Below are 26,213 nucleotides of genomic sequence, written 5' to 3'. Positions count from 1 at the left end.
GATCGCTAGTTGCGGCTTTCCGCCATATAGAACAGGGCCATCGTGCCCGGGCCGGAATGTGCGCCAATGACGGGGTCGACGTAGTTAATGACGACATCGCGCACGCCGAAGCGCTCGCGCACCTTGTCGGCCACGTACTCGGCATCCTCAAGACAGTCGCCGTGCGTGATGAAGACCGTCTGGTCGGCAACGGGCGGAATGGCAGATTTCTCCATATGGTCGACGAGCGCATTCAGGGATTTCTTGCGGCCACGAACCTTCTCCATAGGAATGAGGTGGCCTTCATCGTCGACGTGCAACACGGGCTTGATGTTCAAAAGCGTGCCCGCCCAGGCGCTTGTCTTCGAGACGCGTCCGCCTCGCCACAGGAACATGAGGTCGTCGACGGTGAACCAGTGCGCCAGGTTGAGCCTATGCTGCTCCACCCAGTCGCGAAGCTCCTCGATCGAGAGGCCCTCACGCGCCTTCTGAACCGCATGCCATACGAGCAGGCCTTCGCCGCCCGACGCGGCAAGCGTATCGACGGAGAAAATCTTGCGCTCGGGAAATTCGGCGGCAAGCTGGTTGCACAGAAGCGAGATTGCCTCGTACGTTCCCGAAAGGCCGCTCGAGAATCCCAGGTAAAGAACGTCTCGCCCCGCTTCCAGAAGGCCACGCAAAAGCGCTTCGGAATCGGCCAGATTGGGAAGCGAAGTCGTGATGACCTTGCCCTCGCGCATCATCGTGTAAAACTGCTGCAAATCGGTGACCTGGCCTTTAAGGTAGCTTTGGCGCTGCTCACCATCGACCATGAACGTCAGCGGAAGCACGTGGAGACCGAACTCGTCGATCATTTCCTCTTTCAGGTTGCAGCTTGAGTCGGTGACGATCTCGAAATCCATGGCTATCCTTTCTTGACAAGACTCGTGCAAGCACCCCCAAGCGCGAGTCGTTTTCCTCCAAGAAGAAGTATACGGCATTGTGGTGAAAATCGGGGAATATGCCGCAGACGCCCGCGCAGCCAGTCGCAGGCGCCCCTGCAGCCCAGCCGCAAACCCTACTTGTAATCATCAGGGTTCTTAGCACCCGTACCCGTCGTGTTCCCCGCGTTGCGCAGCTCGTGCCCGAACCGCACGGCGCCTTCCCCAAAGCGGTCGCGCAAAGCATCGGTAGCGTCAAGCAGACCGCGTCGCTTCACATCGTCGACGATGACGGGCTCCGCATCGAGCGTCGTAGGTGCCTCGCGCGCGACGTCAAACAGCGTATCCTGAACGTATTCATCCTCGCGAAACCCGCTCATCCCCACGCCGAGGAGGCGAACGGGAATCCCCTCGCACCACACCTCATCGACCATGCGATAGAGAAGCGGGGTGAAGGCGAGCTCGTCGTCGCTCGGAGCAGGAAGGCGCTTCTGGACCGAGCGAACCGAGCGGTCACCGAAGCGCAGCTTGAGGGAAAGCGTGCGGCCCGCGAGCCCCTTCTTGCGCAGACGGCGGCCTACCTTCGCCGCCATCGTGGCGATCGCCGCCTCCACATCAACGCGCGATGTGAGGTCTTTCGCGAACGTCATCTCGTTCGATACCGACTTCGCGGCCTCCCCCTCCTCGACGGGCGTCATGTCGCCACCCTGCGCGCGGGTGCGCATCACGATCGCATTCTTCCCGAAGATGCGGCGCAAAAGCGACTCGTCCGCCAAGGCCAGGTCCCCCAACGTGCGCACACCGTGGCTTATAAGCTCGCGCTCGGCGACGGCGCCCACGCCGCTCATCTTCCGCACGGGCAGCGGCGCGAGAAATCCCTGTTCACATCCTGGGTAAACGACAGTGAGCCCACGCGGCTTGTCCATGTCGGAGGCGATTTTCGCAATCGTCTTCGACGTGCCCACGCCCACCGAGCATGTAACGCCGAGCGCCTCGACGCGCGATTGGATGCGCTCAGCGATGCGCACAGGATGCTCCGTATTCACCTTGGTGGGAGAGACATCCACGAACGCCTCGTCGATACTCACCTGCTGCACGAGTGGGGTCTCGTCCCGCAGAATGCTCATAATGGTTTCCGACATCTCGCGATAGCGGTCGAAGTGCCCGTGCGTCCAGATGGCATCGGGACACAGCCGCCGTGCAACCGATGCAGGCTGGGCACTGTGGACACCGAAGGCGCGCGCTTCGTAGGACGCCGTCGAGACGACCCCATGCTTGTCGGCGTCGCCACCGACGATGACAGGCTTTCCTCGCCAGCCAGGATGGTCGAGCTGCTCGACGGACGCGAAGAAGGCGTCAAGATCGACGAGCAGGATCGCCGGGCCCTCCCACGGCTGCAGGAGCGATTCGGCAAGAGCGTTCGACATAGGGAACCTACCTGCGCCGGTTCAATCGCTCGAGCATGCCGAGGCCGAGAAGGGTCAAGTCTGGCTCCACCTGCGCCTCATGGGAGCACAAGGCGGCGAGCGCCGCGGCGTCATCACCCGACATGACAACATCGCCCGCACACCCCATCTCCCGCCAGATCATATCGATGAGGCCGTCGATGCGCGCGACCTCGCCCATGACGGCGCCCGACTGAATAGCTGCGCGGGTGTTGGTGCCGACAATCGACGCCGGCGCCTTCATCTCGACCATGGAAAGCCTCGCCGCCGCAGACGAGAGCGCCGAGAGGGAAAGACGCAGGCCAGGCGCGATAATACCGCCCGCAAATGCGCCGTCCTCGTCTAAGACCTCGAAGTTCGTCGTCGTCCCGAAGTCGACGACGATAAGGGGGAAGCCGAAGAGCTCCTTCGCAGCAACCATGTCGGCGATACGGTCGGAGCCGACCTCGCCCGGGTCGTCGAAGCGCATCTTGAGTCCCGTTTTCAGGCCAGGCCCCACGACGAGTGGGCGTGATGCGCTCACCGCGTGAGCGGCCTGCACCCACGCATCGGTGATCGAGGGCACGACCGACGACACGATGGCGCGCTCAATCGAAATCCCGCGTGGACCGCTGGAGAACCCTCGGATGTGGAAGAACTCGCGCAGCATGGCATGGGCCTCGTCGACAGTGATGACAGGGCGCGTCGTTGCGCACCAGGTCGAAGCAAGCTCATTGCCCTCGAACAGCCCGAAGCGCGTAAGGGTGTTCCCCACATCGATCGCGAGCGCAAACGCCGAGCGGGCGGGCGCCTTCCTCGATTGAGTCATGATGCGATGGCCCCTTTCCCTAAAAGCTGCGCGCAACGTCCATGCGCGGTTCGTTTTGCTTGAGTTCCCCGATTATAGCCGCTAGGCGTCCTTGTGGCGCACGACGTATGCGGGATCGATGCGGCGCAGATCATCGAAATCGTCGATCTCCAAAATATCGTCGGGGCTGCAGCGGCGCACATGCACGGAGTATTCCTCCGGTCGTCGCACGATCGCCACGTCGTCCCAGAAGATCTGCCTGGCATCGTCGCGCTCGAACACCTCGGGGATGTCTCGCGCAAGCCGTACCCCGTCCGCCGCGGTCCAATACGACAGGCCGACCATCTGCCAGCACGGAGCATCCTTGCCCTTCGCCAAGCACTCGATAACGCCCTCGCCGTCGGCGTCGAAATACCAGTCATCGGTTCTCTCGACAGGAAAGCCCAGGTAGTTCGACCGATACTGATACTTGCTGACCAGTGTCGAGTTCGTAAGGAACAAATCGCTCTCGAAGACGTAGGCGCGCTCGAAATGCCCGCATGCAGCCACTGCCGACGAAATGTTGTTCGTCTGGTCGAACAACGGGTTGTCGATGAAGTGCAAGTTAGGATACTTGCTAAGAAGCTGGTCGAACTCCTCCGCCAGATACCCGCGCACAATATAGATCTCGTCGATTCCGGCTGCCATGACCGCGTCAATCAGGCGGTCGATGATACGCACTCCATGGACGCGAGCAAGCGGTTTGGGGGTGTTCACCGTGACGGGAAGAAGCCTGCTGCCGAAGCCAGCGGCCAAAAGCACGGCCCGCTTCGCACGATACGGCTCGAGCGTCGCAAGGCCGCGTGGGGTCACAACGCCGTCCGCAAGCAGCCCCTCCTCGCAAAGACGGGCGCATGCGGCATCGCGGGAAGCGTCGTCGATGGACTCGGGGTGCACGGTATTGCGCGTCTTTGCCTCGGCCTGGGCAAGCACGACATACTCCTCGTACGAAAGCGCACCGGCGCTCGACGTCGGCATCCCGACCGCCTCCGCCATGGAAAGCGCAGCTTCCGCGTAATCCTTTGCCGAGCGGTACCACACGTAGAACCACTCGCCCACCGGCGCGCCCTTGAGCTCGCGGTGCATGGCCCACACATACCAATACCACCCGACGATCGCTGTGCAGGCGATCAGATGGAACACCTCGTCTGCGGTGGCCTCGCGCCCGAAGTACAGAGGGACGGCTTGCTTCGCGCGCTCGACGCTGTAGCCCGACCCCTGCGCAACGAAATTGCCGAAATCGCAGCCGTAGTCGCCCATTGCAGCATATTCCCAATCGATGAGGCACAGCTCGTCGCCACGCACGAGGATGTTCGGGCCGTAAAAATCGTTATGGCACAGAACTGGCGCTCCCGATCCTGCGCGAACGAGCGGGACGAGCCGCTCGATTTTCCTCTTGACCTCAAAGAAATCCGCGGGGAACGACCAGTCCTCGGTCGCAAGCAGCGACTCAATCTTGCACGCCTCGTCATAAAAGTCGAACGACCAGGGGGAATCTGCGCCATTCTCGTGCAAGCGCCGCACGAGGCTCAAAGCACGTCCGACATGCTCGTCGTTGCCGTAGTCAAACGGCACGCAATCGGGAACATAACGGGAAATCTTCCACCCAAGCTCGGGGTCCTCATAGACAAACGAGGAGTCAAGTCCCAGGTCAGAGGCTATCTTGAGTGCATATGTCTCGGCTTGGCGGTTGATGATCTCATCGGTGCCGGCGCCAGGATGGCGATACACGAACGCCTCGCCGCGGCATTCGAAGTAGAATGAGAGGTTCGTAAGCCCCTTCTTGATAGGCTTCACGTTCGAGATGTCGCCGCGCTGGCAGTCGAGCGTCGCGCAGATGTTATCGAGCACGTTCGAGGCCACGTTCTCGATGAACAGCGGGTCGAAGTCCTGCAGTTGATAGAGGGAGTCGAACTCGCGGATCTGACCCTTCTCGTAGGGGCGCATGTACATGCGAAGCTCGTCTGCGTGCTCGAGGAAGATGTCGTCCCACAGCTTGCCAACCGTCTCGGTGAGATGGTACTCCTGGGACAGGAATCGCATGAAGTCGCAGGTGAAGTCACGGGTCCAGTAGGCGTGCCCCATGATAACCCACGAATGCGACCCGCCGACGACAGCACCCGTGATGCGCTTGTCGCGACCCTTCGTCTGAAGGCAGTACTCGTCGGTTTTGCCCTCCTCGAATACCGCCGCATAATACGAGTCGTAGACATAGCGCTCGAAGGGGTTGCTCACGAAGTAATTATCCGACGAGCAGATGTAAGTGTTACCGATGATATCTCGCACCTGGAACAACGTCGCGTGGTTGTTGCGCGTCGCGTAATCGGTGTTGACGACGATCTTCACACCGAAGAGATCTTCTAGATAGAAGAACTCCTCTTTCTTGAACCCAACGACTACCGTGATGTCGTCGATGCCTGCCTCCTTGAGCTGGCGAATCTGGCGTTCGATGAGAACCTCTCCGCGAACTTTGAGCACGCCTTTCGGGCACTCGTAAGAAAGCGGCGCCATACGCGACGAAAGCCCCGCCGCCATGATAACGGCGTTGCGCACCTTGTAGGGGGAAAGCTCGTCTTCGCCTTCCACCGTAAGTGTCCCACCCTCGACGAGGCCACGATCGCCAAGCGATTTAACAACCGCGTTCACTGCGCCGAGCGACATGCCGCACTCCGAGGCGATCGCGCGCTGCGAGGCCGCAGGCGTCTTCTTCAAAGCGAGCATCACATCGAATTCCGAGCGGGAAAGCATAGGGGGTGTCCTTCCAGGTTATATGCGAAAAAGCGCAAGGCAGCCCAGAGCCCCGCGCCGCAATCGTAAAACGTGAACTTGAATCAGGATACGGGAAGTGTTCAGCTATATCAAGCAAAGGTAATGATTTGAACACGAAAGCGTAAATACAAAGTGCGAGAGGGCTGCGAAACGCGGCGTGAACACGATGAGGAACGGGGTCCGAAGACGCAGAAAAGCCGCCCGAAGGCGGCTTTCTCAGGCTATACCAGCAGGAACCAAACACCAACTCACAGGCAAAACCCGAACAACTCGCAGGCGCGTTAGTTGAACTTGAACACCTTTTGCGCGAGATGATACCCGGAGATGCCGAGCGAACGGCCGAGCTCGCCGGGCAGATTCGTTCCCACATTGAGCGCGCTGCGGCGAACCGCACCATATGCGCCCGGGTTGTTCTCCTTCAGATACTCCCAGATGGCATGGCGCTTCTCGTCCGCCTCAAGCGTTCCGATCATGCGGCAGAAGATAGAGCAGATGCACATCATCATGGACAGGTAGTTCAACATGTAGCGGCGAAGCTTCGGCTCCACGACATCGTCGGGCAGACGCACCGCGTCGATCATGAAGCGCGTGATGCGAAGCTGCTGGTCGATACGCCCCATCATGACGCTCTCGTTCACGCTTTGATCCTCGCGGCCGATGAAGTAACGGTACATGTCGACATCGAGATAGCGCATGGTGTCGACGAACGGCAGCGGCACGTACACGAAGATATTGTCCACGTAGAAGCAGTGCTCGGGGAGCTTCAGGCCGGTTTCGCGGAGCAGCTCGGTGCGATAGATGGCAGAATGCATGAGCAGGTACTGGCTCTGGCGGAAATGCTTCACGTCTTTCCAGCCGAACTCTTCCTCGGTCGGGAACACGTTGAAGTATCCCATCACCGTGCGCGTGCCCTCGTGCACCTTCTCGTAGACATAGTTGCCGATGACGAGGTCGGTTGCATGATCTCGGTCAAGCTGCGAGCGAAGATAGGCCATGACCTGGCGCATCGCGTTCTCATCGAGCCAGTCGTCGGAGTCGACGACCTTGAAGTACAAGCCCTCGGCAGCAGCGAGGCCGGTGTTCACGGCAGCACCATGGCCCCCGTTTTCCTGATGGATGGCACGGATAATGCCCGGGTGGGCCTCCTGCCAAGCGTCAGCCTTCTGGGGGGTGTCGTCTTTTGTCGAACCGTCGTCGACGATGATGATCTCGATGTCGTCACCGCAGGCCAAAAGCGACTCGATGCATTTGTCCATGTAGGCGGCGGAGTTGTAGCACGGCACCGCGAACGAGATGGTCTTCATGAAAGCTACTCCTCAACCAGCTTGTCGGAAAGCTCGAGCGCGAGGCTGATAATCTTGTCCATGTTGTAGTAGCGGTACTCGGCCAAACGTCCCAGCGGGTAGAAGTTCGAAAGCTTCGCGGTGAGTGCACGATAGCGCTCGTAGTGCGCGCGGTTCTCATCGGAGAGGATGGCGTAATAGGGAGTCTGCGTATTGGGGTCCTCGTAGGCGCGCGAGTACTCTTTCATGATAGTGGTCTTGTCCGACTTTTGGCCGGTCAGATACTTGAACTCCGTGATGCGCGTGTAGTCCTCGGTGACCGTGAAGTTCACGGTTCCGCACGGCAGCACATGCTCTTTGTCGAAGGTCTCGTACACGAAGTCGAGGCTGCGGTAAGGCAGGCGGCCGAAACGCGCGAGGAAGAGCTCGTCGAGCGGACCGGTGTAGACGATGGGCCCCTCGAACTTCTTGCCGTGGAGCTTGATCGCGGAAAGCGGCGCGTCCTCGGCTTCGCTTTCGAACTCAAGCTCGAACACGCTTTCCGCCTCAGTGTTCAGGCAGACCTGGATGTTTTCGTGGTCGAGCATCTCCTCGAAGAGCTTCGTGTAGCCGAAAACGGGCATGCCCTGGTAGGCGTCCTGGAAGTAGCGGTTATCGCGCGAGATGAAAACCGGCACGCGCGCCGTCACCGACGGGTCGACTTCCTCGGGCGTGAGCCCCCACTGCTTCTGCGTGTAGTACAAAAAGACGTTCTTGTACACGAAATCGGCAATCTCGGCGAGCTCGGGGTCGTCCTGCTCGCGCAGCTCGTTGATGGTCACCTTGCGCTCGTCGCCGAAGGTGTCGATAAGCTTCTCGATGTAGTGCGCGGCCTTCTCCTCGCCAAACGCGATTTCCATCGAGTTCTTGTTGAAGGGCACGGGCATATAGGTTCCGTACCAATCGGCGAGCACGCGATGCTGATACCCCAGAAAGCCGGAGAAGCGGCGCGCGTAATCGAAAGCGCGCTTGTCGTTGGAGTGGAAGATGTGCGGGCCGTACTTGTGCACGAGGATGCCCGCCTCGTCTTTCTCGTCGTACATGTTGCCGCCGATGTGAGGGCGCTTTTCGATGATGAGAACGCGCTTACCCGCGCGCTCCGCGAGTTCGCGAGCCACGACACCGCCGGCAAATCCGCTGCCGACGACGACCGCGTCGATGTCATTCATGTTCACTTCGTTGAACTGTGTGTACTGCACGCCCATGTGAGCTTTGCCTTTCGTTCGCATGTAATGGTTTCAGGGAACCGCCGCGAGCGGACCCGTTCGGATGGTGCGCACGATGAAGAATGCCGACATCCGAATCTTGATTATTCTACCGATAACATCCTACCCTATACGCCATCACATACAAACGGGACAAAAAATGCCGTCTTACAAGGGTAAAATGCGCAGCGTATACCTGGAGAAAGGAATGCGCATGTCGTTTTTGGAAACCATGCTCGCGCGAGCGAAGGCCGACAAGCAGACGATCGTGCTGCCCGAGGGCAACGACCCCCGCACGCTCGAAGCGGCCGAGAAGCTCATCGCGCACGACGCCTGCAACGTGATCGTCCTTGGCCGCGAGGAGGAGCTGAAGGCGGGAGGCCGCGAGCTTCGCGGAGTCCGCATCATCGACCCCGAAACGTCTGATCTGCGCGAAAAGTTCGCTACGCGCCTCTATGAACTGCGCAAACACAAGGGAATGACGCCCGAAGACGCGCTCGACAAGATTTCCGACGTCTTGTATTTCGGCGTCATGATGGTGAAGTGCGGAGAAGCGGACGGCATGGTGTCGGGCGCCTGTCACTCGACCGGCGACGTGCTGCGCCCCTGCCTGCAAATCTTGAAGACCGCCCCGGGCGTGAAGCTCGCGAGCTCGTTTTTCGTGATGGTGGTCCCCGATTGCGAATACGGCCAAAACGGCACGTTCATCTTCAGCGACTGCGGCCTTGAGGTGCAACCCGACGACGAGGCGCTCGCCCATATCGCGGTGAACTCCGCACGCTCGTGGAAATCCCTCATGGGAACCGAGCCCGCCGTCGCGATGCTCTCCCACTCCTCGAAGGGTTCCGCGCGAAACGACGATGCAAACAAGGTCGTACGCGCGGTGGAGATTGCCCACGAGCTCGACCCGAGCCTCGAACTCGACGGGGAATTGCAGCTCGATGCCGCCATTGTGCCCTCCGTGGGTGAATCGAAGGCGCCCGGCTCGCGCGTCGCGGGGCACGCGAACGTGCTCATCTTCCCCGACCTTGACGCGGGCAACATCGGGTACAAACTCGTGCAACGCCTCGCGAAGGCGGAAGCCTACGGCCCCATCACCCAGGGACTTGCCGCACCCGTGAACGACCTCTCGCGCGGATGCACCGCCGATGACATCGTGGGCGTCGCCGCAATCACCTGCGTGCAGGCACAGGCCATGAAGTAGGTTCAAGCGCAAGTTTTACCCGGCACTTATACCGGCAACGAATCGGGGGGCTCAAACGTGAGCCCCCCGATTGTTTTTTCAACCTCGCACTAGCGCCCTTGCGCTTTTAACCGACGCGCACGCGAAAAGAAATTGCCTGCAGAGCTAGATATCTCGATCGATTTCGCTTTCCTCCACAATGCGGAAGGTGTCGAGCGCGATCATGTACTCCTCGTTGGTGGGGATAATGATGATCTTCACAGCCGAGTTGTCGGCGGAAATCTCGCGCTCGAAGCCGCGCTGGCGATTCTTCTCCTCGTCGAGGATGATGCCGAGCGGCTGCAGGCCGGCAAAGATCATGCGGCGCATCTTCTCGCAGTTCTCGCCGACGCCTGCGGTAAGCACGATGGCGTCGACGCCGCCCATGACGGCAATGTAGGCACCGATGTATTTCTTCACCGAGTTCGAGTACATGTCGTAGGCGAGCTGTGCACGCTCGTTGCCGCCCTCGGAGGCGTCGCGCACGCTGCGAAGGTCGTTGCTCACGCCCGAGATGCCAAGCAGACCCGACTTCTTGTTCATAACGTCGTTGACCTCGGAGGTGGTGAGATTCTCGTGCTCCATGAGGAACGGAACGATGGCCGGGTCGATCGCGCCGCAGCGCGTGCCCATCATAAGGCCGTCGAGCGGCGTCAGGCCCATCGAGGTGTCCACGGCGACGCCATGGTCGATGGCGCTCATGGAGCAGCCGTTGCCCAGATGGCAGGTTATAAGCTTCAAGTCCTCCAAGGGCTCGTCCAGCACGACGGCCGCGCGCTCGGAGATGTAGCGGTGCGACGTGCCGTGGGCGCCGTACTTGCGGATGGCGTACTTCTCGTAGTACTCGTACGGAAGCGGGTACATGTAGGCCTTCGGCGGCAGCGTCTGGAAGAACGAGGTGTCGAACACGGCGACCATAGGAATATTCGGCATGTGCTTCTGACACGCGCGAATGCCCATGAGAGCAGCCTTGTTGTGAAGCGGAGCAAGCTCGGCGAGCTCGTCGATCTTCTCGATGACGACATCGTTGATGAGGACCGACTTGTCGAAGTACTTGCCGCCCTGAACGATACGATGCCCGATCGCATCGATTTCGTCGAGGGATTTGATGGGTGCGTCGTCGCTGTTGATAAGCGAGTCCAGAACGAGCGCCATAGCTGCATCATGGTCGGCCATCTGCGCATCGATGACCACTTCGTTCTCGTCGATTCCGTGCTTGTGGAAGGCGTTTGCCGAGCCCACGCGCTCGCAGATGCCCTTCGCGATAACAGCATGATTCTCGACGTGGACAAGTTGGTACTTCAGAGAGGACGAGCCCGCATTGATGACCAGAACGTTCAACAGCCAACCTCCTACAACGTTACGTTTTGGTAAATTGTAGGCATGCGCCGCAAACAGCGGACGTGCGAGCCGTTCGAATTCGGCAAGCGGTTCCGCTGTTCATTCGAGACGAAAAGCGGACACGCAGGCTTTCTCTCGCATGGGAAAGCAAGCCTGCGTTCTCGCAAAGCCGCTGATGGACGGTAGTGAGTCCAAGGTTTATCAGCAGAGAACCGTCGCTCGCGCCTAGGACAGCGTCGTGTCGCGGACCTCGTCGTCTGCCGGCTTCTCCAGCTCGCCCATGAGGACGTCGATGCGCTGCTGGGCGCCGTCGATGCGCTTCTTAAGCGAGGCGATCAGCTTCACTCCGCGCTCATAGGCCGTGACGCTCTGCTCCAGCTCGAGCGAATTGCTCTCGAGCACACCCACGATTCGGTCGAGCTCCGCCATCGCCTCGCGGAAGGTGAGCTCCTCAATCGGCTTCTCTTCTACCATAGGGTTTCTCCTTTATCGATCGCTGTCGTTAGTCTATTCGGATGCGACATCTGTCGCGGGCGCTGCCGCGTCCACCGTGCACGAAAGCGTGCCGTCCGACACCTGCACGGCGACTTTCGAGCCCGCAGGCGCCTGACCGACGCTCTTCACCACCGCTCCGTCGTCAGTACGGGCAATCGCGTAACCGCGGGCAATGACGGCAAGCGGAGAAAGGTCGTTCAAGCGCGAGGCGGCAAGCCCAACCTCGTGAGCGAAGGGCGCGACCAGGCTTTTCCCTTGTGAAGCAAGACGGCCCGAAAGCGTCTCGAGACGCGCCTCATCTCGCTGCGCGATGCCTGCGCCCGCTGCGCGCATGCGGACGGTAAGCGAAGCGAGCTCCATGCGATTTCGCTCGGTGTTCGCAGGAAGCGCGCGGGCGAGGCGGGCGGCGAGTGCATCGACTGAATCGCGCTCGCGCGCTATGCGGGCAGGTTCGGTGCGTATAAGCCGCTCGGAGAGGAAATCGATAGTCTGCATGTCGGTGCCAAGCAGATAGGACGAGTCCTTGAAGACCGGGCGGGTGGCAACGCGGTCGACGGCCACGCGGGAGCGGTCGAGTCTTCGGATGAGACCGTCGTGGATTGCCCGCGCACGGGCGACGAGGTTCCCCGACAGCTCAGCAGATGAGGGCGACACCGCCTCGGCGGCGCCGGTCGGGGTGGAAGCGCGCACGTCTGCCACGAGGTCGGCAATGGTCGTGTCCGGCTCGTGCCCGATGCCTGTCACCACGGGGACGGGACATGCGGCGATGGCGCGCGCAAGCCCCTCGTCGTTGAAGGGCATGAGATCCTCGTACGACCCGCCGCCGCGGACGAGCAGAACCGCCTCGGCACCCGCGCGAGACACGCAATCGATGCCGCGGACGAGCTCCTGCGGCGCACGCGCACCTTCGACAGGTACGCCCGCGACGAGAACCCTCGCCAGCGGCCAACGACGTCGAAGCGTTCGCAAAACGTCGTGCACCGCGTCTCCGCGAGGCGAGGTGACAAGGCCTACAACCTGGATATTTGCAGGAACGGGACGCTTTCGCGCCTCGTCAGTGAGACCTTCCACGTAAAGCTTGCGCGCGAGGTTCGCAACCTGCATGCGCAAGTTCCCCTCGCCCGCCAAGCTTACCGAGAACACGTCGAAGTTCATGCGGCCCTTCGGTGCATAGAGGGTGAACCGCCCCGTCAGCTCGACAAGCGCGCCGACGTCGAGCTCGACTCCGCATGCTCGGTAGCGATTGAGCCACATCATGCAGGGAAGCGATGCCTTCTGATCCTTCACCGTGAAGTAGACGGCCTTGTAGCCCGCCTTGTTCGACACCTCGGATACCTCGCCGACGAGCTTCACGGTAACGTTCTCAAGCGCTCCTTTTGCAAGCGCCATGGCACCCGAGACGGTGAGGGGCTCGGGTTCTGCCTTACCTTCCCCGCCCGCAGACTCGACCGCGTAAGACGACCCGTATTTCGACTGGTCGAAAGCATATTCTCGAGAAGTTGCGCGCGTTTGACCCTCCGCAGCTCGCGCTGCGCTGCGGGCGCGCTTGAGGCTTTCCTCCCAGCGTTCCATGGCGGCTACTCTTCGCGCTGGCCCAAAAGCCAGAGAAGCTGAAGCACGGAGATGAGCGCCGCGGCCACGTAGGTCAGAGCGCAAGCGCGCAACACGTTGAAGGCGCCTTTGCGCTCGGCGGAGACGGCACCGACACCCGACAGGTAATCCATCGCGCGATGCGATGCGTTGAACTCGACAGGGAGCGTGACCAACTGGAACACCAAGACAACCGCGTACATAGCGATTGCGAGCGCCTGAAGGCCCTCAAGCTGCAGAACGATTCCTATCACGAGCAGGAACACCCAGGCGTTCGATGCAAGGTTCACTGCGGGGACGAGCGCGCCGCGCACCGTCATGGGCGTATAGCCCTGCGCGAACTGGCACGCGTGGCCCGCCTCGTGGCATGCCGTGGCGATCGCCGTGATGCTCGTGCCGTTGTAGGCTTCAGGGTCGAGCGTGATGGAGTTGTTGCGCGGATCGAAATGATCTTGCCCTGCCCCGCCTTGCCTGATCGCGACGTTGGTGATGCCGTGGTCGGCGAGCATACGCTGCGCCATCTGGGCGCCGGTCACGCCAAATGACGACCTCACGCGCGAGAACTTAGAGATTTGCCTGTTCACATACCACTGAGCGCCCAAGCCGATCACCATGGTAAGAACGATGAATGCGAGGTAGCTTCCACTCATAAACATAAGTACCACTCACTCCTTCATGAAGGGGAGACACTGCTTCTTGATTTTACGAACAATTGTACACTTTAGCGTATGCGGACCCGCGCCCAAACGCACGGCGGCGCTTTACGCGAAACGTCCGCAATCGCTGCGCAGGGGCGACACCGGTAGCGAGAGCTGTCCCCCTTTGGACGCTCCTCCGCAACGCCGAAACCGACCCCCGAAAGCAGGCCCCTACCCCAGACGCTCGACGACGAGTTCGCCTTTGTTCAGGCTCAGCGCAATACGGCCTTCGAGGAGGTCGACGAGTTCCTCGCCCACAAGCGCCCATCGCCATCCGCGCATGAGGTCGCTTCCCTCGGAGTGTCCGCGCGCAAGCGCCGCCAAGTCACTGTGGCTCGCCAATGTCTGCATGGCGACCCCGTTCTCCTTCGCGCGCAGGCGGACAAGCGCCGCCATAAGGTCGATCGAGGCGTCGACGTTGCGCTCATTGCGCGACGGTTTCCCCAGGTTGGGCCATTCGTTCTTCGGGAGCGAGCGAGACTTATTCATACGTTCGATCACCACACGGGCATCGCGCACGGGAAGCTTCTCCCGCACGCCTCGAACCATGTAGAGGTCGTCAATCGTACGCGCATCGCGGCGGCACGCTTCCACAATCTGCTCGTCGGAAACAAGCCACTTGCGAGGCATATCGCGCTTGCGTGCTTCCTCCTCGCGCCAGGCCGCGAACTCGCGCGCCGCGCACAGCTGCCGCTCGTCGAGCTGCGCCACGCGCTTCAACCGCCGATAGCGCAGACGCGGGTCCTCGTGGTATTTCGCGGGGTTCATCATCTCCTCGAAGTCGGGGGTGAGCCATCCAAGGCGCCCCTTCGACTCAAGCTCGCTTCTCATCTTGCGGTACACACGCGGAAGGTAAATCACGTCGTCGGCCGCGTAGTCTATCTGCGAATCGGAAAGGGGACGCTGCGACCAATCGGTGAAAGAGTCGGTCTTTTTGAGCGTGACACCGCATACAGTATGGACAAGCGCTCCGTACCCGATCTGCTGCGTATGGCCGAGAAGCGCCGCGGCAATCTGCGTGTCAAAGAGAGGGCGCGGCATCGACCCTACCTCGCGCAGGAGAATCTCGATGTCTTGCCCGCCTGCGTGGAAAAGCTTCATCGTGCGCTCGTCTTCGAGAAGTGGGGCGATCACGGAAAGATCGTCCACCGAGAGCGGGTCGATGATCGCGACCTCGTCGTCGGTCGCCATCTGCAGCAGGCAGAGCTTCGGGTAGTAGGTGGTCTCACGGAGGAACTCGGTATCGATGGCGAGCACCTCGGCGCCCGCGACACGTTCGACGAACGCTTCGAGGCTCGCTTGGTCGGCTAGGTACAAAATGGTTTCCTTACTTATCTAGCACGCCTGAATCGCGTGTTGCTTTACAATCCTCATAATAGCAATCGAAGGGGAATCTGTGAAACTACTCGTGCTGAACAACCTGGCGTCTGGTTATGGAGAGGGCGCGATTTACGATTTCGTGCGATCGTTCGCCGTCGACGGCGACGAGGTCTGCCTGCGCTCGACCGACGGGACGACAGAGCTCGAAAGCTTAATCACCGACGCTCGCGACTTTGACGCGGTCATCGCAAGCGGCGGGGATGGGACGGTCACAGCGACCGCGTATTCCCTGGCCGGCACGGGAATTCCCGTCATGCCCTTCCCCGCAGGCACCGCGAACCTCCTCGCGCTGAACCTTGCAGCACCCAACGAGCCCCATGCGCTTGCGAAGATGCTGCGCGCAGGAACCACGCTCGATTTCGATATGGCAGAAATCGAATTTCACGCGGAGGGCGGCGAGCCCGTGAAGAAGGGCTTTGGCATCATGGCGGGCGCCGGATACGACGCGGCGATTATGAAAGGCGCGCAGCCCTCGAAGCGCCTGCTCGGCCCCATGGCGTACTTTTCCGCCGCGCTCGCGAATCCCCTGCCCCCCACCTCGAAGATCACGCTCACGCTCGATGGCGAGACCATCGAGGAAGAGGGGTTGGGAATTCTCATCGTCAACTTCTCGAAGATCCAATTCGATATCTCGGTCACGAACAAGAACAGCCCGCGCGATGGCATGCTCGACATCGTGGTGCTGAAGGCCGAAAACGCGTTCGGGCTTTTGCCGGCGCTCTTCGCGCGCGCCATCGACCACGAGGGCAATTTCAAGGACAGCCCCGAGACCATCGAGACGTTCCAGGCGAGGGAGGTCGTCGTCGAAGCCGACCCGCCGATGCAGATCCAATACGATGGCGAGGTCGCCAAGGCAACGACGCCCTTCGCGGCACGCATCCTTCCCGGTGCAGCACGCTTCGTCGTGTCCGAAGAATGCGTCGAGCTGTTCGGCGCCGAGGACGACGCGAAGCTCGCCCCCTGGGCCGGCGGCGAGGAATAGTCAACAAGGGGCGGCGGGCGAATCGGAAGCCGCCGCCCTGCAGGCCGCACGCTTCCATCGGCAGGGTCAATACCTTGTGCTCCCCGCAGCCGAGGGATATTCCTCCCGCGCCCTTACGAGCGGCACCACCGTCTGAAAGAGCTGGCACGACTCGCCGTTCTCATTTTTTACACTTACGGCACTCACGCCAGCGGCCTTAGCTGATTCCTCTTGGCTCATGCGGGCGTCTGCTCGTGCTACTCGAATGCGGTGCCCAACCATCGACTTGAAGTCGGTCAATCTACTCACCCACTCTTGAACCCGAACGCGGAGACCAGGGCGAAAAGCGACCACGGGGCAATTTGCTCCATCGATGCAATTGACTTCGCTATAGGTTTCTTATTTCAAAATCTACCGCTTTCGTAGATTTCCTGACTTTTTTTACGGCTTCAAAAGCTTGTAGTAAGAAACCTTCGCTTTTCGTAGATTTCCCTAATCGAAACTGTTAGAATCCTTAGCCACAGGAGGTGAATAGCATGGGCTATCAATTGATGCTTCGTAAGATTCGCAAGACGAAACACATGACCCAAAACGAGCTTGCGAAAGCTATCGGCTCGACAGATAGAATCATTGGCTCATGGGAACGCGGCGAGACGGATATCTCTCTTGAAGACGCATTCAGCGTTTGTCTTGTTCTCAGCTGCACCCCGAACGACCTTTGCGGATGGGATGGCAATAACAGCAGCACGTCCTTCACCCACAGCGGTCAGGCCGCCCTTAACGGGTACTACGATTCGATGAATGAAGCGGGTCGCGAACTCCTTGTCCAAACGGCCAAATCGATAAGCGCCGACCCGGAGCGGCGCATAGTTAAAGACAGCGCCGAACATAGTGCATATAAAGCCGCGATGGGGCCAAATTAATGCAAGCCAAACTTAGTGTGAGGAGATAGTTAAACATGTACGTCTATCAGGAAAAGGCCATCGAGCGCATCAAAAAGGGCCTGCGCCGCATGAACGGCATCGTCGAGCGCGCTATCCGCGATGACTACAAAGAAGCCGACACAAGGAAAATAGTCTCGGACATGCTGAGCGAGTATCTTGGATGGGACAAGTTCGAGAATGTGACAGCAGAACAGATGATTGGTTCTCGTTACGCCGACTACGTTGTCAAAACCAGCGATGAGAATGTGTTCGTTATCGAGGTCAAGCAGATCGGTTTGAAGCTCAAGGAGACGCACCTCAATCAAGCGAGGCAGTACGCAGTCGATGAGGGCATCGACTGGGTCATCCTCACAAACGGCGACGAGTGGCAAGCCTACCGCACAGAGCTTGAGGGGAAGATCCCTGTCACCAAGCATGTGTTCACCGTCAAGCTATCCGACGACGGCATGAAACCCGCCGAGAAGGCTCGCCTGTTCTACTTATTCTCGGAAGAAGCGAATCGCAAAAAAGAGATCGAAGACTACTATCAGCGGCGCATTGCGCTGTCTGGCGCGAACCTCGCAGATCACATACTGTCCGACGATGTGATGAACAAGCTTCGCGTCTCCATCAAGAATGCCACTGGGCAGCGGTTGACCAATTCGGAAATAGCTTCGGCATTGCTCAAACGGCTGTTCCGCAATGACGTCGTTACCGAGGAGCACGAGAAGGCGATCAAGCGCATGGAACGCGCTGAAAAGCAGAAGCAGAAGCCCAAAGAGGACTAACCTCCCGAGTCTCACAACCCCGAGCACGAGAACATGTATATCGCCGCCCAGGACGACTGTCAAGTCCACGTAGAGTACGCGGCCTACTTCCAATCCAGGGAAGCTTTCTAAAGGAGGAAAGATGGGACTCTTCGGATTATCGCAAACAGATAAGGCATCGGGCGACGAGCTCATAACGTTCCTCGACGTCGAGACGCCCAACAGGCACAACGACAGGATATGCTCTATCGGAATCGTTCAAACGGACATGCGCGGCGACGTCGTCAACAGCCTCTCGCGACTGGTGAACCCAGAGGCGCCGTTCGACGATATCTGCATGAGCATTCACGGGATCGCGCCCATCGACGTCAAGGGCGCCCCGTCTTTCGCCGATCTGTGGGACTCCTCCCTCTCCACGATGCTCGTCCAGTCAAGCATCGTCGCCCACAACGCGTCATTCGACCTGTCGGTAATCTGGAAATGCCTTACCGGGTACGACCTGCAAGCACCAGAGCTCCGATACGCGTGCACTATGTGCATGATGAAGTCGATGCACCCCGAGCTCGCAAGTCATAAGCTTCCTTCGATATGCGACTTCTTCAACATCCCCATGAGCAAGCACCATGAGGCAATGAGCGACGCTAAGGCGTGCAAAGACATCTTCTGGGCAATGGTAGCCGAGTCTCACCAGCTCCCCTCGTTCGAGAGATACGAGTATTGCAGCCGACCATCATACAAGGCCGCAGGCTCAGGAATCCTCTATTCCGAGGAGACGAAGGAGCTGCGACTCATGAAAGGGCTTGCCGAGAAGGTTATAGAGGACGGCGATGTCTCCATTGACGAGGCGTGCGCGATCCTCGAACTTTGCGACGCGCTGCCAGATATCGCGAACGACCGGTTCATCAAGCCGATACTGTCGACGATCGAGTCAGCAATCGTCGACGGCCAGATCGACGAAGAGGAGTCGGCTGATATCGTCCAGGCGCTTAGTCGCTTCGTCAACCCGACATCGTCCTCAGATGGTGCTGCGGACATATCCTTCGAAGCGAAGAACTTCGTGCTGAGCGGAAACTTCGAGCACGGAACGAAAAGCTCTGTCGCGGAAGTGATCCAGGCAAGAGGCGGGCTGATCATCAAAAGCGTGACGAAGAAGTGCGACTACGTGGTTGTTGGCGGCATGGGTAACGAGAACTGGTCGATGGGGAACTACGGCTCGAAGGTCAAGGCGGCGCTCGACTGGCAAGCCAAGGGCTCCGCAGTGCAGATCATCTCGGAGTCAGACCTCTACGATGCGCTCTGATAGAGGTTAACGACCTTTTGATTTTCGTCGAGTTTGCAAAGAGCCTTTGACATTTCTTGACGATGAAGGTAAAGTAAAAGGCGTGATGAGGCTGCGATACGGTACGTCCGTCGCAGTCCAAGAAGACCGCCGAGAGGCGGTTTTCTTGTTTTGGAGGCAATATGGACAAACCGTTCAAAACCATCGAAGAGCAGGTCGAGCTGCTCGAAGCGCGCGGCGTTGCAACAGACGATGACACGCCTGAGGTCCTTTTGCGCGAAGGCTACTATTCCGTAGTCAACGGATACAAGGCGCCGTTCATCGACAAGGAAAAGTCGGAATCGGCGAAAGACGACCGCTACCTACCTGGAACCTCGTTCGCGGACATATACGCGCTCTTCATGTTCGACCGCGAGCTGCGCATGCTGTTTTTCAAATACTTCGCCATTGCAGAGGAGGCCCTCAAGACGACATCGGCGTACTGCTTCTCAGAAGCCCATATCGGAGAGAAAGAGCCGTACCTCGACGCAAGTAGCTACGACACAAGCCCCAACCAAATCGGCCTCCTTCTCTCGGATTTCAACACAGCTCTCGGCAGAAACTCTCACAGGAAGCCAAAACGCAAGCTTTACCTCGAACATTATTCGAAGAATCACGACGAGGTGCCGATATGGGTGCTGATGAAATACCTCACACTCGGGCAGGCGTTCAAGTTCTATTGCTTCCAGCCGGAGAGCATCCGGAACGAAATCGCGAAAGCGTTCTCGTCGCTCTACGCGAACGACCACGAGAAGCCGATAAGGATATCGCCCAGGCGGCTCAGGCTTGCCTACGACCACATCAAGGATTTCAGGAATATCTGCGCGCACGACGAGCGGTTCTATTGCGCGAAAGCATCTCCATCGCGCGACATTGCCGTGACGGACGTGGTCAACGATATGCAGCTCGTGCTGTCAAAGAACACTTACGTGGAATTATTGGCGCAATACGCTGCGATGCTTTTGAAGCTGTCGAATAGCCTTGGGCCCGATGTCCTCAAAAAAGTGCTGAAAGAGATGAAGGTCGAGTCGATATACAGCGCGTTCAGCGTCAACGAGTAAAAAGAAGCAAACGAGGCGTCCATTGACGACCAGCTGCGCATGCGCAAGGCCTACTGCGAGGCAGAGGGCATCAAGGCGATTACTGCGCGCAAGGACTACGCCCTATCGAGAAAGACCCACCACCGCCCCGAGTTCCGCAGGATGATAGCGAACGCGCTCGAGTCGGACTACGTGGCTGTCTGCATGTTCGACCGTTTCAGCCGAGATTGCTACGATTCCCCGAGATGAGGTTCGCGCTCCAGGCACAAAAAAGTGCGAACCAGAAAAAGGGTTCGCACTTGATTTCTTTGGTGTCGGAGGCGGGATTTGAACCCGCACACCCGTTAAGTGGGCACTAGCACCTCAAGCTAGCGTGTCTGCCGTTCCACCACTCCGACGAATTTCTCGGCTGCGTCAGACGCAACGTTGCATATATTACCAGAACCAGCTGAGCGCGCAAGGGGTAATTTCAACTTTTTTGAAACCCCTTCGATAAACCCGCCCAAAGGCCCTTCGGCATGCGGGAGCTACTCGCTCTCCCCCTTGGAGGCATCGCCCGCTTCAACAGCCTTTACGTCTGCAGAAGCCTCTTCGCACGCCATCTTCCCCACCGTGCCGTCGTTCGCAGAGGTCGAGGCAACTTCCTGCTTCCACTTCGCGAAATTCGACGACCAGCGCATCTGAATGAGCTCGAGCACAAAAGCGAACACCATGGCGAAGTACACCATGAGCTTCTCCATGTGCATGTCGAGAACCTCGATACCCGAGTTGATGCCAAGCGAATCGAGCACGAGCAGAATGCCGATGACCGAGATAAAACAGAGCGCGAGGATCTTCATTTCCGTGTGCTTGTTGATGAAGTCGGAAATCGGGTCGATGAACACCATCATCATGATGACCGCGATCACAACCGCGAGAATCATGATGATGAGGTAATTCGCCAAGCCCACCGCCGTGATAACCGAGTCGATCGAGAAGACGATATCCATCACCATGATGGTACCGATAGCCTGACCAAGACCAATCTGATGCTTCGCCTTGTGCTCCTCGGAATGCGACGCCTTCTCCTCAGTGAGCGCGAGCACGTCGCGCATCTCGTCGATGCCCTTGTAGATGAGGTACGCACCGCCAAGCAGCAACACGATGTCGCGCACGGAGAAGCCATGGGCGAAGAACCCGAGGTCAATTGTGAACAGCGGTGCAACCATATGTACGAGATAACTCGCGAAGCAGAGGAAAATGCAGCGGGAAAGCATCGCGCCGGCAAGGCCGAGCTTGCGGCCGATATGCTGCTTCTCCTCCGGCAGGCGATTCGAGGTGATCGAGATGAACACGATGTTGTCCACACCGAGCACGATCTCCAAAAAAATGAGCGTCACGAGGCTGATCCATGCCTCAGGACTTGCAAAGATGGAAAGGTCCACTGTCGTCGTCTCCTTTTCAGTTCCGGCCTTCTCGTCAAAATGCTCGGGGGCATAAAAAAAGACTCATGGCGCACCGACCTAATCGATGCGCCATGAGTCTCGCTATTTCAGACACGCCAGATCCGCCTTACGACGAACCACGATGTTGAACGTGCCGCGCGTATATCGCGCCAGCTACTCCCCCACGGGCAGTGGGTATCCTACCATGGAGCTATGAACGGGCAATGCTATAATCGGCGAAATGCACAAACCATCCAGGAGCAAAGCATGACAATCGATAAGTTCGAAGATGCGCCCTATCGCAACCACGAGCCCGAGTTCACCGACATCGAAGGTTCCGTAAAGTATATCGACGGCTCGAGCCTTGCGCGACCGTTCGAGCTCCCCCGCAAGTCGTACGCACTAGCGGGGGTCTTCATCATTGTTGCAGCCCTCATCGGCGCCTTCATGCTCGCGAAGTACTTCGACGGCGTCTACGGCGCACCTGCTCGAGCGGAGCAGACGGTCGCAGACAACCTCGCGCGCGACGTGAGTTACGACATCCCCAACCTCACGACGTATATGGAAAGCGACGACAACGCGATTAAACAGGCGCTCGCCAACGCGGGGTACACCACCTACGAGACGACTAAGGAAGGCGAATACCCCGATGGCGGCTTCGATATCGTGAAGCTTCCGAGCGATGTCTCCCTCGCCGAAGCCGGTGTGATGTACGCAAGCGGCATATCGAGCCTTTCGGCAACGGATGCCTCGCGCCTTCTGAAGGGCTCGTGGACGCTTTCGGTTAACCGTTCGGGCACGACTGACATGAGACTGAAGTTCGCCGACTTCTCGTCGGGCGGCGTAGATGCGGCTATCCAGGATGCTATGGCGGCTTCAGGGCTCGCTGAGGCGCCGATTGTCGATTCGGGAACCGACAGCGCAGGAAACACCTATCGCTCTGGCACGATCGAGGCGAACGGCGCGACATACAATTGGCGAGTTTCCGCGATTCCGCTGTCGAGTGTCTACAAGATCAAGGGACTCCCCGACACCGCGATCTACGTCGGCGTGCGCATGACGAAGTAAAAGACGGAAGGCGGCCTTAGAACGCCGCTCACGGCAAGACATTTCAAGGTGCGAGAACGGGTTGCAACTCGGGCGGACTTCCCACCCTACCAAACTTTTTCAAAAAAGTTGAGATTAGGGGTTGGCAAAGATTCTCGTTCTGGTAAACTATCGTCTTGTTGACGCGCCAAGCAGATACACGGAGCGAAAACAAATCATGGGCGGTTAGCTCAGGGGGAGAGCACTACCTTGACACGGTAGGGGTCACAAGTTCAAATCTTGTATCGCCCACCATGAATCCAAGAGCCAGGCAAATCGCCTGGCTCTTTTGTTTTCCGCAGAATCCACTAGGGTCAACCAAAGCCATGCCCCATCATCGGGACGCCTTCCGCTGCCAGGATAAACCAAGGCCGCCATCGCCCGGCCAAGAGGCGATAGCGGCCTTCTTGATAGCTAAAAAGGTGATGAAACTCTCAAGCGAGAGAGCAAGCCACGTTAACGTTGTTGTGCCGCTATCTGCTCCCCGATGAGATGCGGGATTCCCACGACGAGCGCATTGCCCATGCAGAACGCGCGATGGCCATCGGTCATGCCAACATTTGTCCAACCCCTCGGAAAGCCCTGCAGCTGGTCGAGTTCGTCTGGAACAAGGCGACGATAACGCCCATCAATTTCCACAATGTGCTTAAAGCGGGAAGCCCCCGAGCCGCCCTCCCCAGTCAGAATCGTACGGGACGGGTTGGTAAGTAAGTCGGGAAAAGCCATCGATCCTTCAGAATAATGGTACTTGAAACCCGTCTGCTTGTTCACGCGCTCCTCGCTCTTCGAACCCTTGAGGTAGCGCCACCTCTCAAGCTTCTCCTCGGGAATATAAAACGACTCTGGTACTTCCTTCGGCGAGACAATCACATCACCGAGCGTACGGCGCTCACCGCAGAAGTCCTCGGCGACATCACACGTGACAACATGGCAATCGCTCATCGCCCCAGCGGTGCCGAACGGCGATTTTCCTTTGCCGCCTACGTTGAACGATTGCGTAGCCTCGTACGGGTCATTCGGGACCACGAAATCATTGAAGACTTCTGGCTTTACTATCGGCAAAGCAGAAGACAAAACCCCGCTCGAAATGCGCTCTTCGAGATTCCAGCTCTCAGATGTGAGCTCAGCGTAAATGTAAACGCGCTTGCGGCGCTGCGGGAAACCGTACTCAGCGCTGTTGACCACGCGCCATTCAACGGAGTAGCCAAGATCAGACAGGCACGACAACATGATGGCGAAATCGCGACCGCGTTGCGAAGCCGGACTCTTTAATAACCTGTCGACGTTCTCGAGGAGGACATATCGAGGTTCCTTTAGATGCAGGAATCGATAGATATCCCACCAGAGCACGCCCTTCTTACCCTCGATACCGCCAGCCTTCGCAAGAGGTTTGGCGACTGAATAATCTTGGCAAGGAAAGCCGCCGACGACCATATCAACGTCGGGAATATCGATATCGCCCTTTTCGTAAGCATCGAGCACCTTATTGATATCCTCGTTAACGCAGCTTCCTTCCCCGAAGCGCTCTTCGTAGCAGCGCCAGGCAAACTGCTTGCTATCGTTTCCGGGCGGTTCCCATTGGTTCGCCCAAATTGTTTCAAAGGGACCCGCTGACGCCATATCGAATTCAGGGTTGTCGGGATTGCTATACCCCTCTAAGCCAAGGCGAAAGCCTCCCACGCCGGCAAACAGCTCGGCAACTTTGATAGTATTCATGGCACGTTTCTCCTTAGCTACTGTGCCTGTTGAATTTCACAGAAGGCTATTGTATCCGATCAACGCTTATATGGGAAGATCCGATTATGGGACACCCAGAAAAAGAGCACTAACCTCTTTCGCTGTCGTCACCCTCTGCCAAATCGACGATGCCGTACACGTAATCGTTGTTCAACCAGAAACTTTGCTTTGTCATCCATCGTCCGTCCGGTAACGGCGAGGCATGCCTCTCGACATCGCCGATTTCCGAACCGTCCATGAAGCGATAGGCACTCTTCCCCGTGTGCGGACGGACGTGCGCAACAGGATTATCCTGCTTCCCAGGTAGGTTGTTTTTGACAACGATTTTGCCGTTCTTCTGCCTTGTTGGCACGAGTTCAACGCCTTCAGCTATGACCTCCCTCGTCTTATCCCAAACATCATGCAAGGGGCCCTCCAGGTCAGTAATCGGCATGCTCCAGAAGCGGGCTCCGCGCAGAACCATCGAGTCGTCAACCTGCTGAAAGACAACGAAGAGAAACCTTGTCTCATCGAAATAAGTAAAGAGATCGGAGTGTTCCCAATCCTCCTCTTCGAGCAGCTCGATAAAATCGAACGTATCGAGTGACAGACTTTCTTTCACTCCTCCATGTGGTTTTACCCTGATAGTGCGGACGCTGATACCCGCCTTCTCGAACTCCTGTGCATGCTCGCCTCGTAGACCGAGGAGCTTGTAAGTTATCGAAACCCACTGTGCCTTGTTCCCCGTATATTCCATTCCAAGCATTTCGCAAAGCTGTTTGTCGGTTTTCCCAGCATGAGCGTTTATTTCAGACAACACGTACTCATCGAAGGTCAGCTCATTCAGAACGGAAGCGTCGTCAATAATGCTCTCGCTGTCTTCCGGCTCGCTCATCACGTAGTGGTGCAGCACGTAATCCATGTACTGACGTTTGAAGCAGAAATTACGCTGCTTCGCCTGTCTGGCGGGATTTCGATACTGATTTACCCAGGACTTAGCGGCAGTTGCACCTTTGGTGCACGCACCGAGATAACGCGTCAGACTCTCGCTCAGCATGTCGGCTTCGCCATCCATTACCATTTTCTGAATCAACTCATAATCTTGTTTGATAATTGCCCAATCGACATCGGACGGCGTAAACATAATCACGTACTTGATTTTCTGATCAAGCTTTTCGATGGAGCGATCATGCTCGTAGTAGATAAGAAGAATCAGGGAAGCCTTATGCCAAACCCCAGAATCTTCGAGGTTGGCCTCAATCCGTTCATCGTAATGAATGTTAGTGATGGAAAGACGCTCTCCGGCCGATAATTCTCCATCCTTCTTGATGTCATAGCAGGTCGCCTTCAACTCCACGCCAGCATCTGGAAAATCGGGGTGCTCATCGCTATTCGCCTTATATCCGAAGTAGCATTCCTCGATAAGCGTGCCCATACCGCCTTTGAATTTTACGTTGCCATAGTCCTTCACTGGCGAATCATCAGGAGATATACCGAGCATAAGCACTTCTCGAAACGAATGGCCAACAAGCTTTTTGGCATATCGCAACAGTTCATCCGGGTTGCTAAGGTCAAGCGTTCTGCACTCATTGGGCGAAAGCTTCCATACCGGCATGATTCTCCTCCCCTATCTGAACACGAGATAGTGCTAACGATTGGCGTAAACCCATGATAGCCGCCTTTTCAGGATATGAGAAAGAGGCTTGTGATATAAAAAACGACCCAGTCGGATGACCAGGTCGTTTGAGTTTCTGGAGCGGACAACGGGGTTCGAACCCGCGACCCC

General features: G+C 58.2%; 22 protein-coding genes and 2 tRNA genes. 9 read left to right on the top strand and 15 right to left on the bottom strand.

Annotated features, from left to right (window positions below; translation table 11 throughout):
• Window positions 1-5 precede the first annotated feature (5 nt).
• From ACMRQN_RS00890 to glf, 6 genes are all read right to left on the bottom strand, one after another.
• Window positions 6-881 carry a DegV family protein gene (locus tag ACMRQN_RS00890; protein ID WP_418733419.1) on the bottom strand — a complete coding sequence of 292 codons (876 nt, stop codon included), beginning with the start codon at window positions 879-881 and terminating at the stop codon, window positions 6-8.
• 155 nt (window positions 882-1,036) lie between these two features.
• Window positions 1,037-2,326, bottom strand: a complete 1,290-nt coding sequence (gene dinB / locus ACMRQN_RS00885; protein ID WP_417062671.1) for a DNA polymerase IV — start codon at window positions 2,324-2,326, stop codon at window positions 1,037-1,039.
• Window positions 2,327-2,333: 7 nt separating this feature from the next.
• Window positions 2,334-3,152, bottom strand: a complete 819-nt coding sequence (locus tag ACMRQN_RS00880; protein ID WP_418733418.1) for a type III pantothenate kinase — start codon at window positions 3,150-3,152, stop codon at window positions 2,334-2,336.
• Window positions 3,153-3,233: 81 nt separating this feature from the next.
• Window positions 3,234-5,918 (bottom strand): NTP transferase domain-containing protein, encoded by a 2,685-nt coding sequence (locus ACMRQN_RS00875; RefSeq protein ID WP_418733417.1) that lies wholly within the window; start codon window positions 5,916-5,918, stop codon window positions 3,234-3,236.
• 302 nt (window positions 5,919-6,220) lie between these two features.
• Complete coding sequence (locus tag ACMRQN_RS00870) at window positions 6,221-7,243, bottom strand: glycosyltransferase family 2 protein (protein ID WP_276995861.1); 1,023 nt, start codon at window positions 7,241-7,243, stop codon at window positions 6,221-6,223.
• 5 nt (window positions 7,244-7,248) lie between these two features.
• Window positions 7,249-8,466: a UDP-galactopyranose mutase gene (glf, locus tag ACMRQN_RS00865; protein WP_417055774.1), complete on the bottom strand. Its 1,218-nt coding sequence runs from the start codon at window positions 8,464-8,466 to the stop codon at window positions 7,249-7,251.
• A 214-nt stretch (window positions 8,467-8,680) separates the two neighbouring features.
• Here glf and pta point away from each other — a divergent pair, with 214 nt between their 5' ends.
• Window positions 8,681-9,670, top strand: a complete 990-nt coding sequence (gene pta, locus ACMRQN_RS00860; protein ID WP_418733416.1) for a phosphate acetyltransferase — start codon at window positions 8,681-8,683, stop codon at window positions 9,668-9,670.
• A gap of 144 nt (window positions 9,671-9,814) precedes the next feature.
• On the opposite strand, the gene ACMRQN_RS00855 is transcribed toward pta, so the two are convergent.
• The 5 genes from ACMRQN_RS00855 to rnd all read right to left on the bottom strand — a co-directional run bounded on the left by ACMRQN_RS00855 (window position 9,815) and on the right by rnd (window position 15,129).
• Entirely contained in the window at window positions 9,815-11,029 is a 1,215-nt protein-coding gene (locus ACMRQN_RS00855; protein WP_418733415.1) for an acetate/propionate family kinase, read from the bottom strand.
• 225 nt (window positions 11,030-11,254) lie between these two features.
• On the bottom strand, window positions 11,255-11,503 hold the full coding sequence (xseB, locus tag ACMRQN_RS00850; protein ID WP_158048595.1) for an exodeoxyribonuclease VII small subunit: 249 nt from the start codon (window positions 11,501-11,503) through the stop codon (window positions 11,255-11,257).
• A gap of 33 nt (window positions 11,504-11,536) precedes the next feature.
• On the bottom strand, window positions 11,537-13,096 hold the full coding sequence (gene xseA, locus ACMRQN_RS00845) for an exodeoxyribonuclease VII large subunit (protein ID WP_418733414.1): 1,560 nt from the start codon (window positions 13,094-13,096) through the stop codon (window positions 11,537-11,539).
• 5 nt (window positions 13,097-13,101) lie between these two features.
• Window positions 13,102-13,770: a zinc metallopeptidase gene (locus tag ACMRQN_RS00840; RefSeq protein WP_418733413.1), complete on the bottom strand. Its 669-nt coding sequence runs from the start codon at window positions 13,768-13,770 to the stop codon at window positions 13,102-13,104.
• Window positions 13,771-13,983: 213 nt separating this feature from the next.
• Window positions 13,984-15,129, bottom strand: coding sequence for a ribonuclease D (gene rnd / locus ACMRQN_RS00835; RefSeq protein WP_418733412.1), 1,146 nt, complete (start codon window positions 15,127-15,129; stop codon window positions 13,984-13,986).
• 79 nt (window positions 15,130-15,208) lie between these two features.
• Here rnd and ACMRQN_RS00830 point away from each other — a divergent pair, with 79 nt between their 5' ends.
• The 6 genes from ACMRQN_RS00830 to ACMRQN_RS00805 all read left to right on the top strand — a co-directional run bounded on the left by ACMRQN_RS00830 (window position 15,209) and on the right by ACMRQN_RS00805 (window position 20,450).
• Window positions 15,209-16,174 carry a diacylglycerol/lipid kinase family protein gene (locus tag ACMRQN_RS00830; protein WP_418733411.1) on the top strand — a complete coding sequence of 322 codons (966 nt, stop codon included), beginning with the start codon at window positions 15,209-15,211 and terminating at the stop codon, window positions 16,172-16,174.
• A 515-nt stretch (window positions 16,175-16,689) separates the two neighbouring features.
• On the top strand, window positions 16,690-17,076 hold the full coding sequence (locus ACMRQN_RS00825) for a helix-turn-helix transcriptional regulator (RefSeq protein WP_418733410.1): 387 nt from the start codon (window positions 16,690-16,692) through the stop codon (window positions 17,074-17,076).
• 35 nt (window positions 17,077-17,111) lie between these two features.
• On the top strand, window positions 17,112-17,864 hold the full coding sequence (locus ACMRQN_RS00820; protein ID WP_297151085.1) for a DpnII family type II restriction endonuclease: 753 nt from the start codon (window positions 17,112-17,114) through the stop codon (window positions 17,862-17,864).
• 121 nt (window positions 17,865-17,985) lie between these two features.
• Window positions 17,986-19,143 carry an exonuclease domain-containing protein gene (locus ACMRQN_RS00815; RefSeq protein WP_418733409.1) on the top strand — a complete coding sequence of 386 codons (1,158 nt, stop codon included), beginning with the start codon at window positions 17,986-17,988 and terminating at the stop codon, window positions 19,141-19,143.
• A gap of 161 nt (window positions 19,144-19,304) precedes the next feature.
• Window positions 19,305-20,222, top strand: a complete 918-nt coding sequence (locus ACMRQN_RS00810; protein ID WP_418733408.1) for an Abi family protein — start codon at window positions 19,305-19,307, stop codon at window positions 20,220-20,222.
• Window positions 20,223-20,243: 21 nt separating this feature from the next.
• Entirely contained in the window at window positions 20,244-20,450 is a 207-nt protein-coding gene (locus tag ACMRQN_RS00805) for a recombinase family protein (protein WP_418733431.1), read from the top strand.
• Between the two features lie 60 nt (window positions 20,451-20,510).
• Here ACMRQN_RS00805 and ACMRQN_RS00800 read toward each other — a convergent pair.
• Both ACMRQN_RS00800 and ACMRQN_RS00795 read right to left on the bottom strand, forming a co-directional pair.
• Window positions 20,511-20,599: transfer RNA gene (locus tag ACMRQN_RS00800), tRNA-Leu, on the bottom strand.
• Window positions 20,600-20,728: 129 nt separating this feature from the next.
• Entirely contained in the window at window positions 20,729-21,625 is an 897-nt protein-coding gene (locus ACMRQN_RS00795; RefSeq protein WP_418733407.1) for a TerC family protein, read from the bottom strand.
• 267 nt (window positions 21,626-21,892) lie between these two features.
• On the opposite strand from ACMRQN_RS00795, the gene ACMRQN_RS00790 reads away from it, so the two are divergent.
• Both ACMRQN_RS00790 and ACMRQN_RS00785 read left to right on the top strand, forming a co-directional pair.
• Window positions 21,893-22,693 (top strand): teichoic acid transporter, encoded by an 801-nt coding sequence (locus tag ACMRQN_RS00790; RefSeq protein WP_418733406.1) that lies wholly within the window; start codon window positions 21,893-21,895, stop codon window positions 22,691-22,693.
• A 198-nt stretch (window positions 22,694-22,891) separates the two neighbouring features.
• A tRNA-Val gene (locus tag ACMRQN_RS00785) sits at window positions 22,892-22,966 on the top strand.
• A gap of 201 nt (window positions 22,967-23,167) precedes the next feature.
• Here the strand turns inward: ACMRQN_RS00785 and dcm are convergent.
• Together dcm and ACMRQN_RS00775 are read right to left on the bottom strand one after the other, a co-directional pair.
• Window positions 23,168-24,427 carry a DNA (cytosine-5-)-methyltransferase gene (gene dcm / locus ACMRQN_RS00780; RefSeq protein WP_418733405.1) on the bottom strand — a complete coding sequence of 420 codons (1,260 nt, stop codon included), beginning with the start codon at window positions 24,425-24,427 and terminating at the stop codon, window positions 23,168-23,170.
• Window positions 24,428-24,536: 109 nt separating this feature from the next.
• Window positions 24,537-26,042 (bottom strand): Sau3AI family type II restriction endonuclease, encoded by a 1,506-nt coding sequence (locus tag ACMRQN_RS00775; RefSeq protein ID WP_418733404.1) that lies wholly within the window; start codon window positions 26,040-26,042, stop codon window positions 24,537-24,539.
• Between the last annotated feature and the right edge of the window lie 171 nt (window positions 26,043-26,213).

The sequence above is a fragment of the Ellagibacter sp. genome, from assembly GCF_048412355.1.
GTDB lineage: Bacteria > Actinomycetota > Coriobacteriia > Coriobacteriales > Eggerthellaceae > Ellagibacter.
Note: the sequence above shows the minus strand (reverse complement) of the source record. Positions and strands in the feature narration are given on the sequence as shown.

Bases quoted from the DNA above. Each gene is read 5' to 3' on its own strand.
- ACMRQN_RS00890 (WP_418733419.1), bottom strand. From the start codon at position 881: ATGGATTTCGAGATCGTCACCGACTCAAGCTGCAACCTGAAAGAGGAA.
- dinB (WP_417062671.1), bottom strand. From the start codon at position 2,326: ATGTCGAACGCTCTTGCCGAATCGCTCCTGCAGCCGTGGGAGGGCCCG.
- ACMRQN_RS00880 (WP_418733418.1), bottom strand. From the start codon at position 3,152: ATGACTCAATCGAGGAAGGCGCCCGCCCGCTCGGCGTTTGCGCTCGCG.
- ACMRQN_RS00875 (WP_418733417.1), bottom strand. From the start codon at position 5,918: ATGCTTTCCCGCTCGGAATTCGATGTGATGCTCGCTTTGAAGAAGACG.
- ACMRQN_RS00870 (WP_276995861.1), bottom strand. From the start codon at position 7,243: ATGAAGACCATCTCGTTCGCGGTGCCGTGCTACAACTCCGCCGCCTAC.
- glf (WP_417055774.1), bottom strand. From the start codon at position 8,466: ATGGGCGTGCAGTACACACAGTTCAACGAAGTGAACATGAATGACATC.
- pta (WP_418733416.1), top strand. From the start codon at position 8,681: ATGTCGTTTTTGGAAACCATGCTCGCGCGAGCGAAGGCCGACAAGCAG.
- xseB (WP_158048595.1), bottom strand. From the start codon at position 11,503: ATGGTAGAAGAGAAGCCGATTGAGGAGCTCACCTTCCGCGAGGCGATG.
- xseA (WP_418733414.1), bottom strand. From the start codon at position 13,096: ATGGAACGCTGGGAGGAAAGCCTCAAGCGCGCCCGCAGCGCAGCGCGA.
- ACMRQN_RS00840 (WP_418733413.1), bottom strand. From the start codon at position 13,770: ATGTTTATGAGTGGAAGCTACCTCGCATTCATCGTTCTTACCATGGTG.
- ACMRQN_RS00825 (WP_418733410.1), top strand. From the start codon at position 16,690: ATGGGCTATCAATTGATGCTTCGTAAGATTCGCAAGACGAAACACATG.
- ACMRQN_RS00820 (WP_297151085.1), top strand. From the start codon at position 17,112: ATGTACGTCTATCAGGAAAAGGCCATCGAGCGCATCAAAAAGGGCCTG.
- ACMRQN_RS00815 (WP_418733409.1), top strand. From the start codon at position 17,986: ATGGGACTCTTCGGATTATCGCAAACAGATAAGGCATCGGGCGACGAG.
- ACMRQN_RS00810 (WP_418733408.1), top strand. From the start codon at position 19,305: ATGGACAAACCGTTCAAAACCATCGAAGAGCAGGTCGAGCTGCTCGAA.
- ACMRQN_RS00790 (WP_418733406.1), top strand. From the start codon at position 21,893: ATGACAATCGATAAGTTCGAAGATGCGCCCTATCGCAACCACGAGCCC.
- dcm (WP_418733405.1), bottom strand. From the start codon at position 24,427: ATGAATACTATCAAAGTTGCCGAGCTGTTTGCCGGCGTGGGAGGCTTT.
- ACMRQN_RS00775 (WP_418733404.1), bottom strand. From the start codon at position 26,042: ATGCCGGTATGGAAGCTTTCGCCCAATGAGTGCAGAACGCTTGACCTT.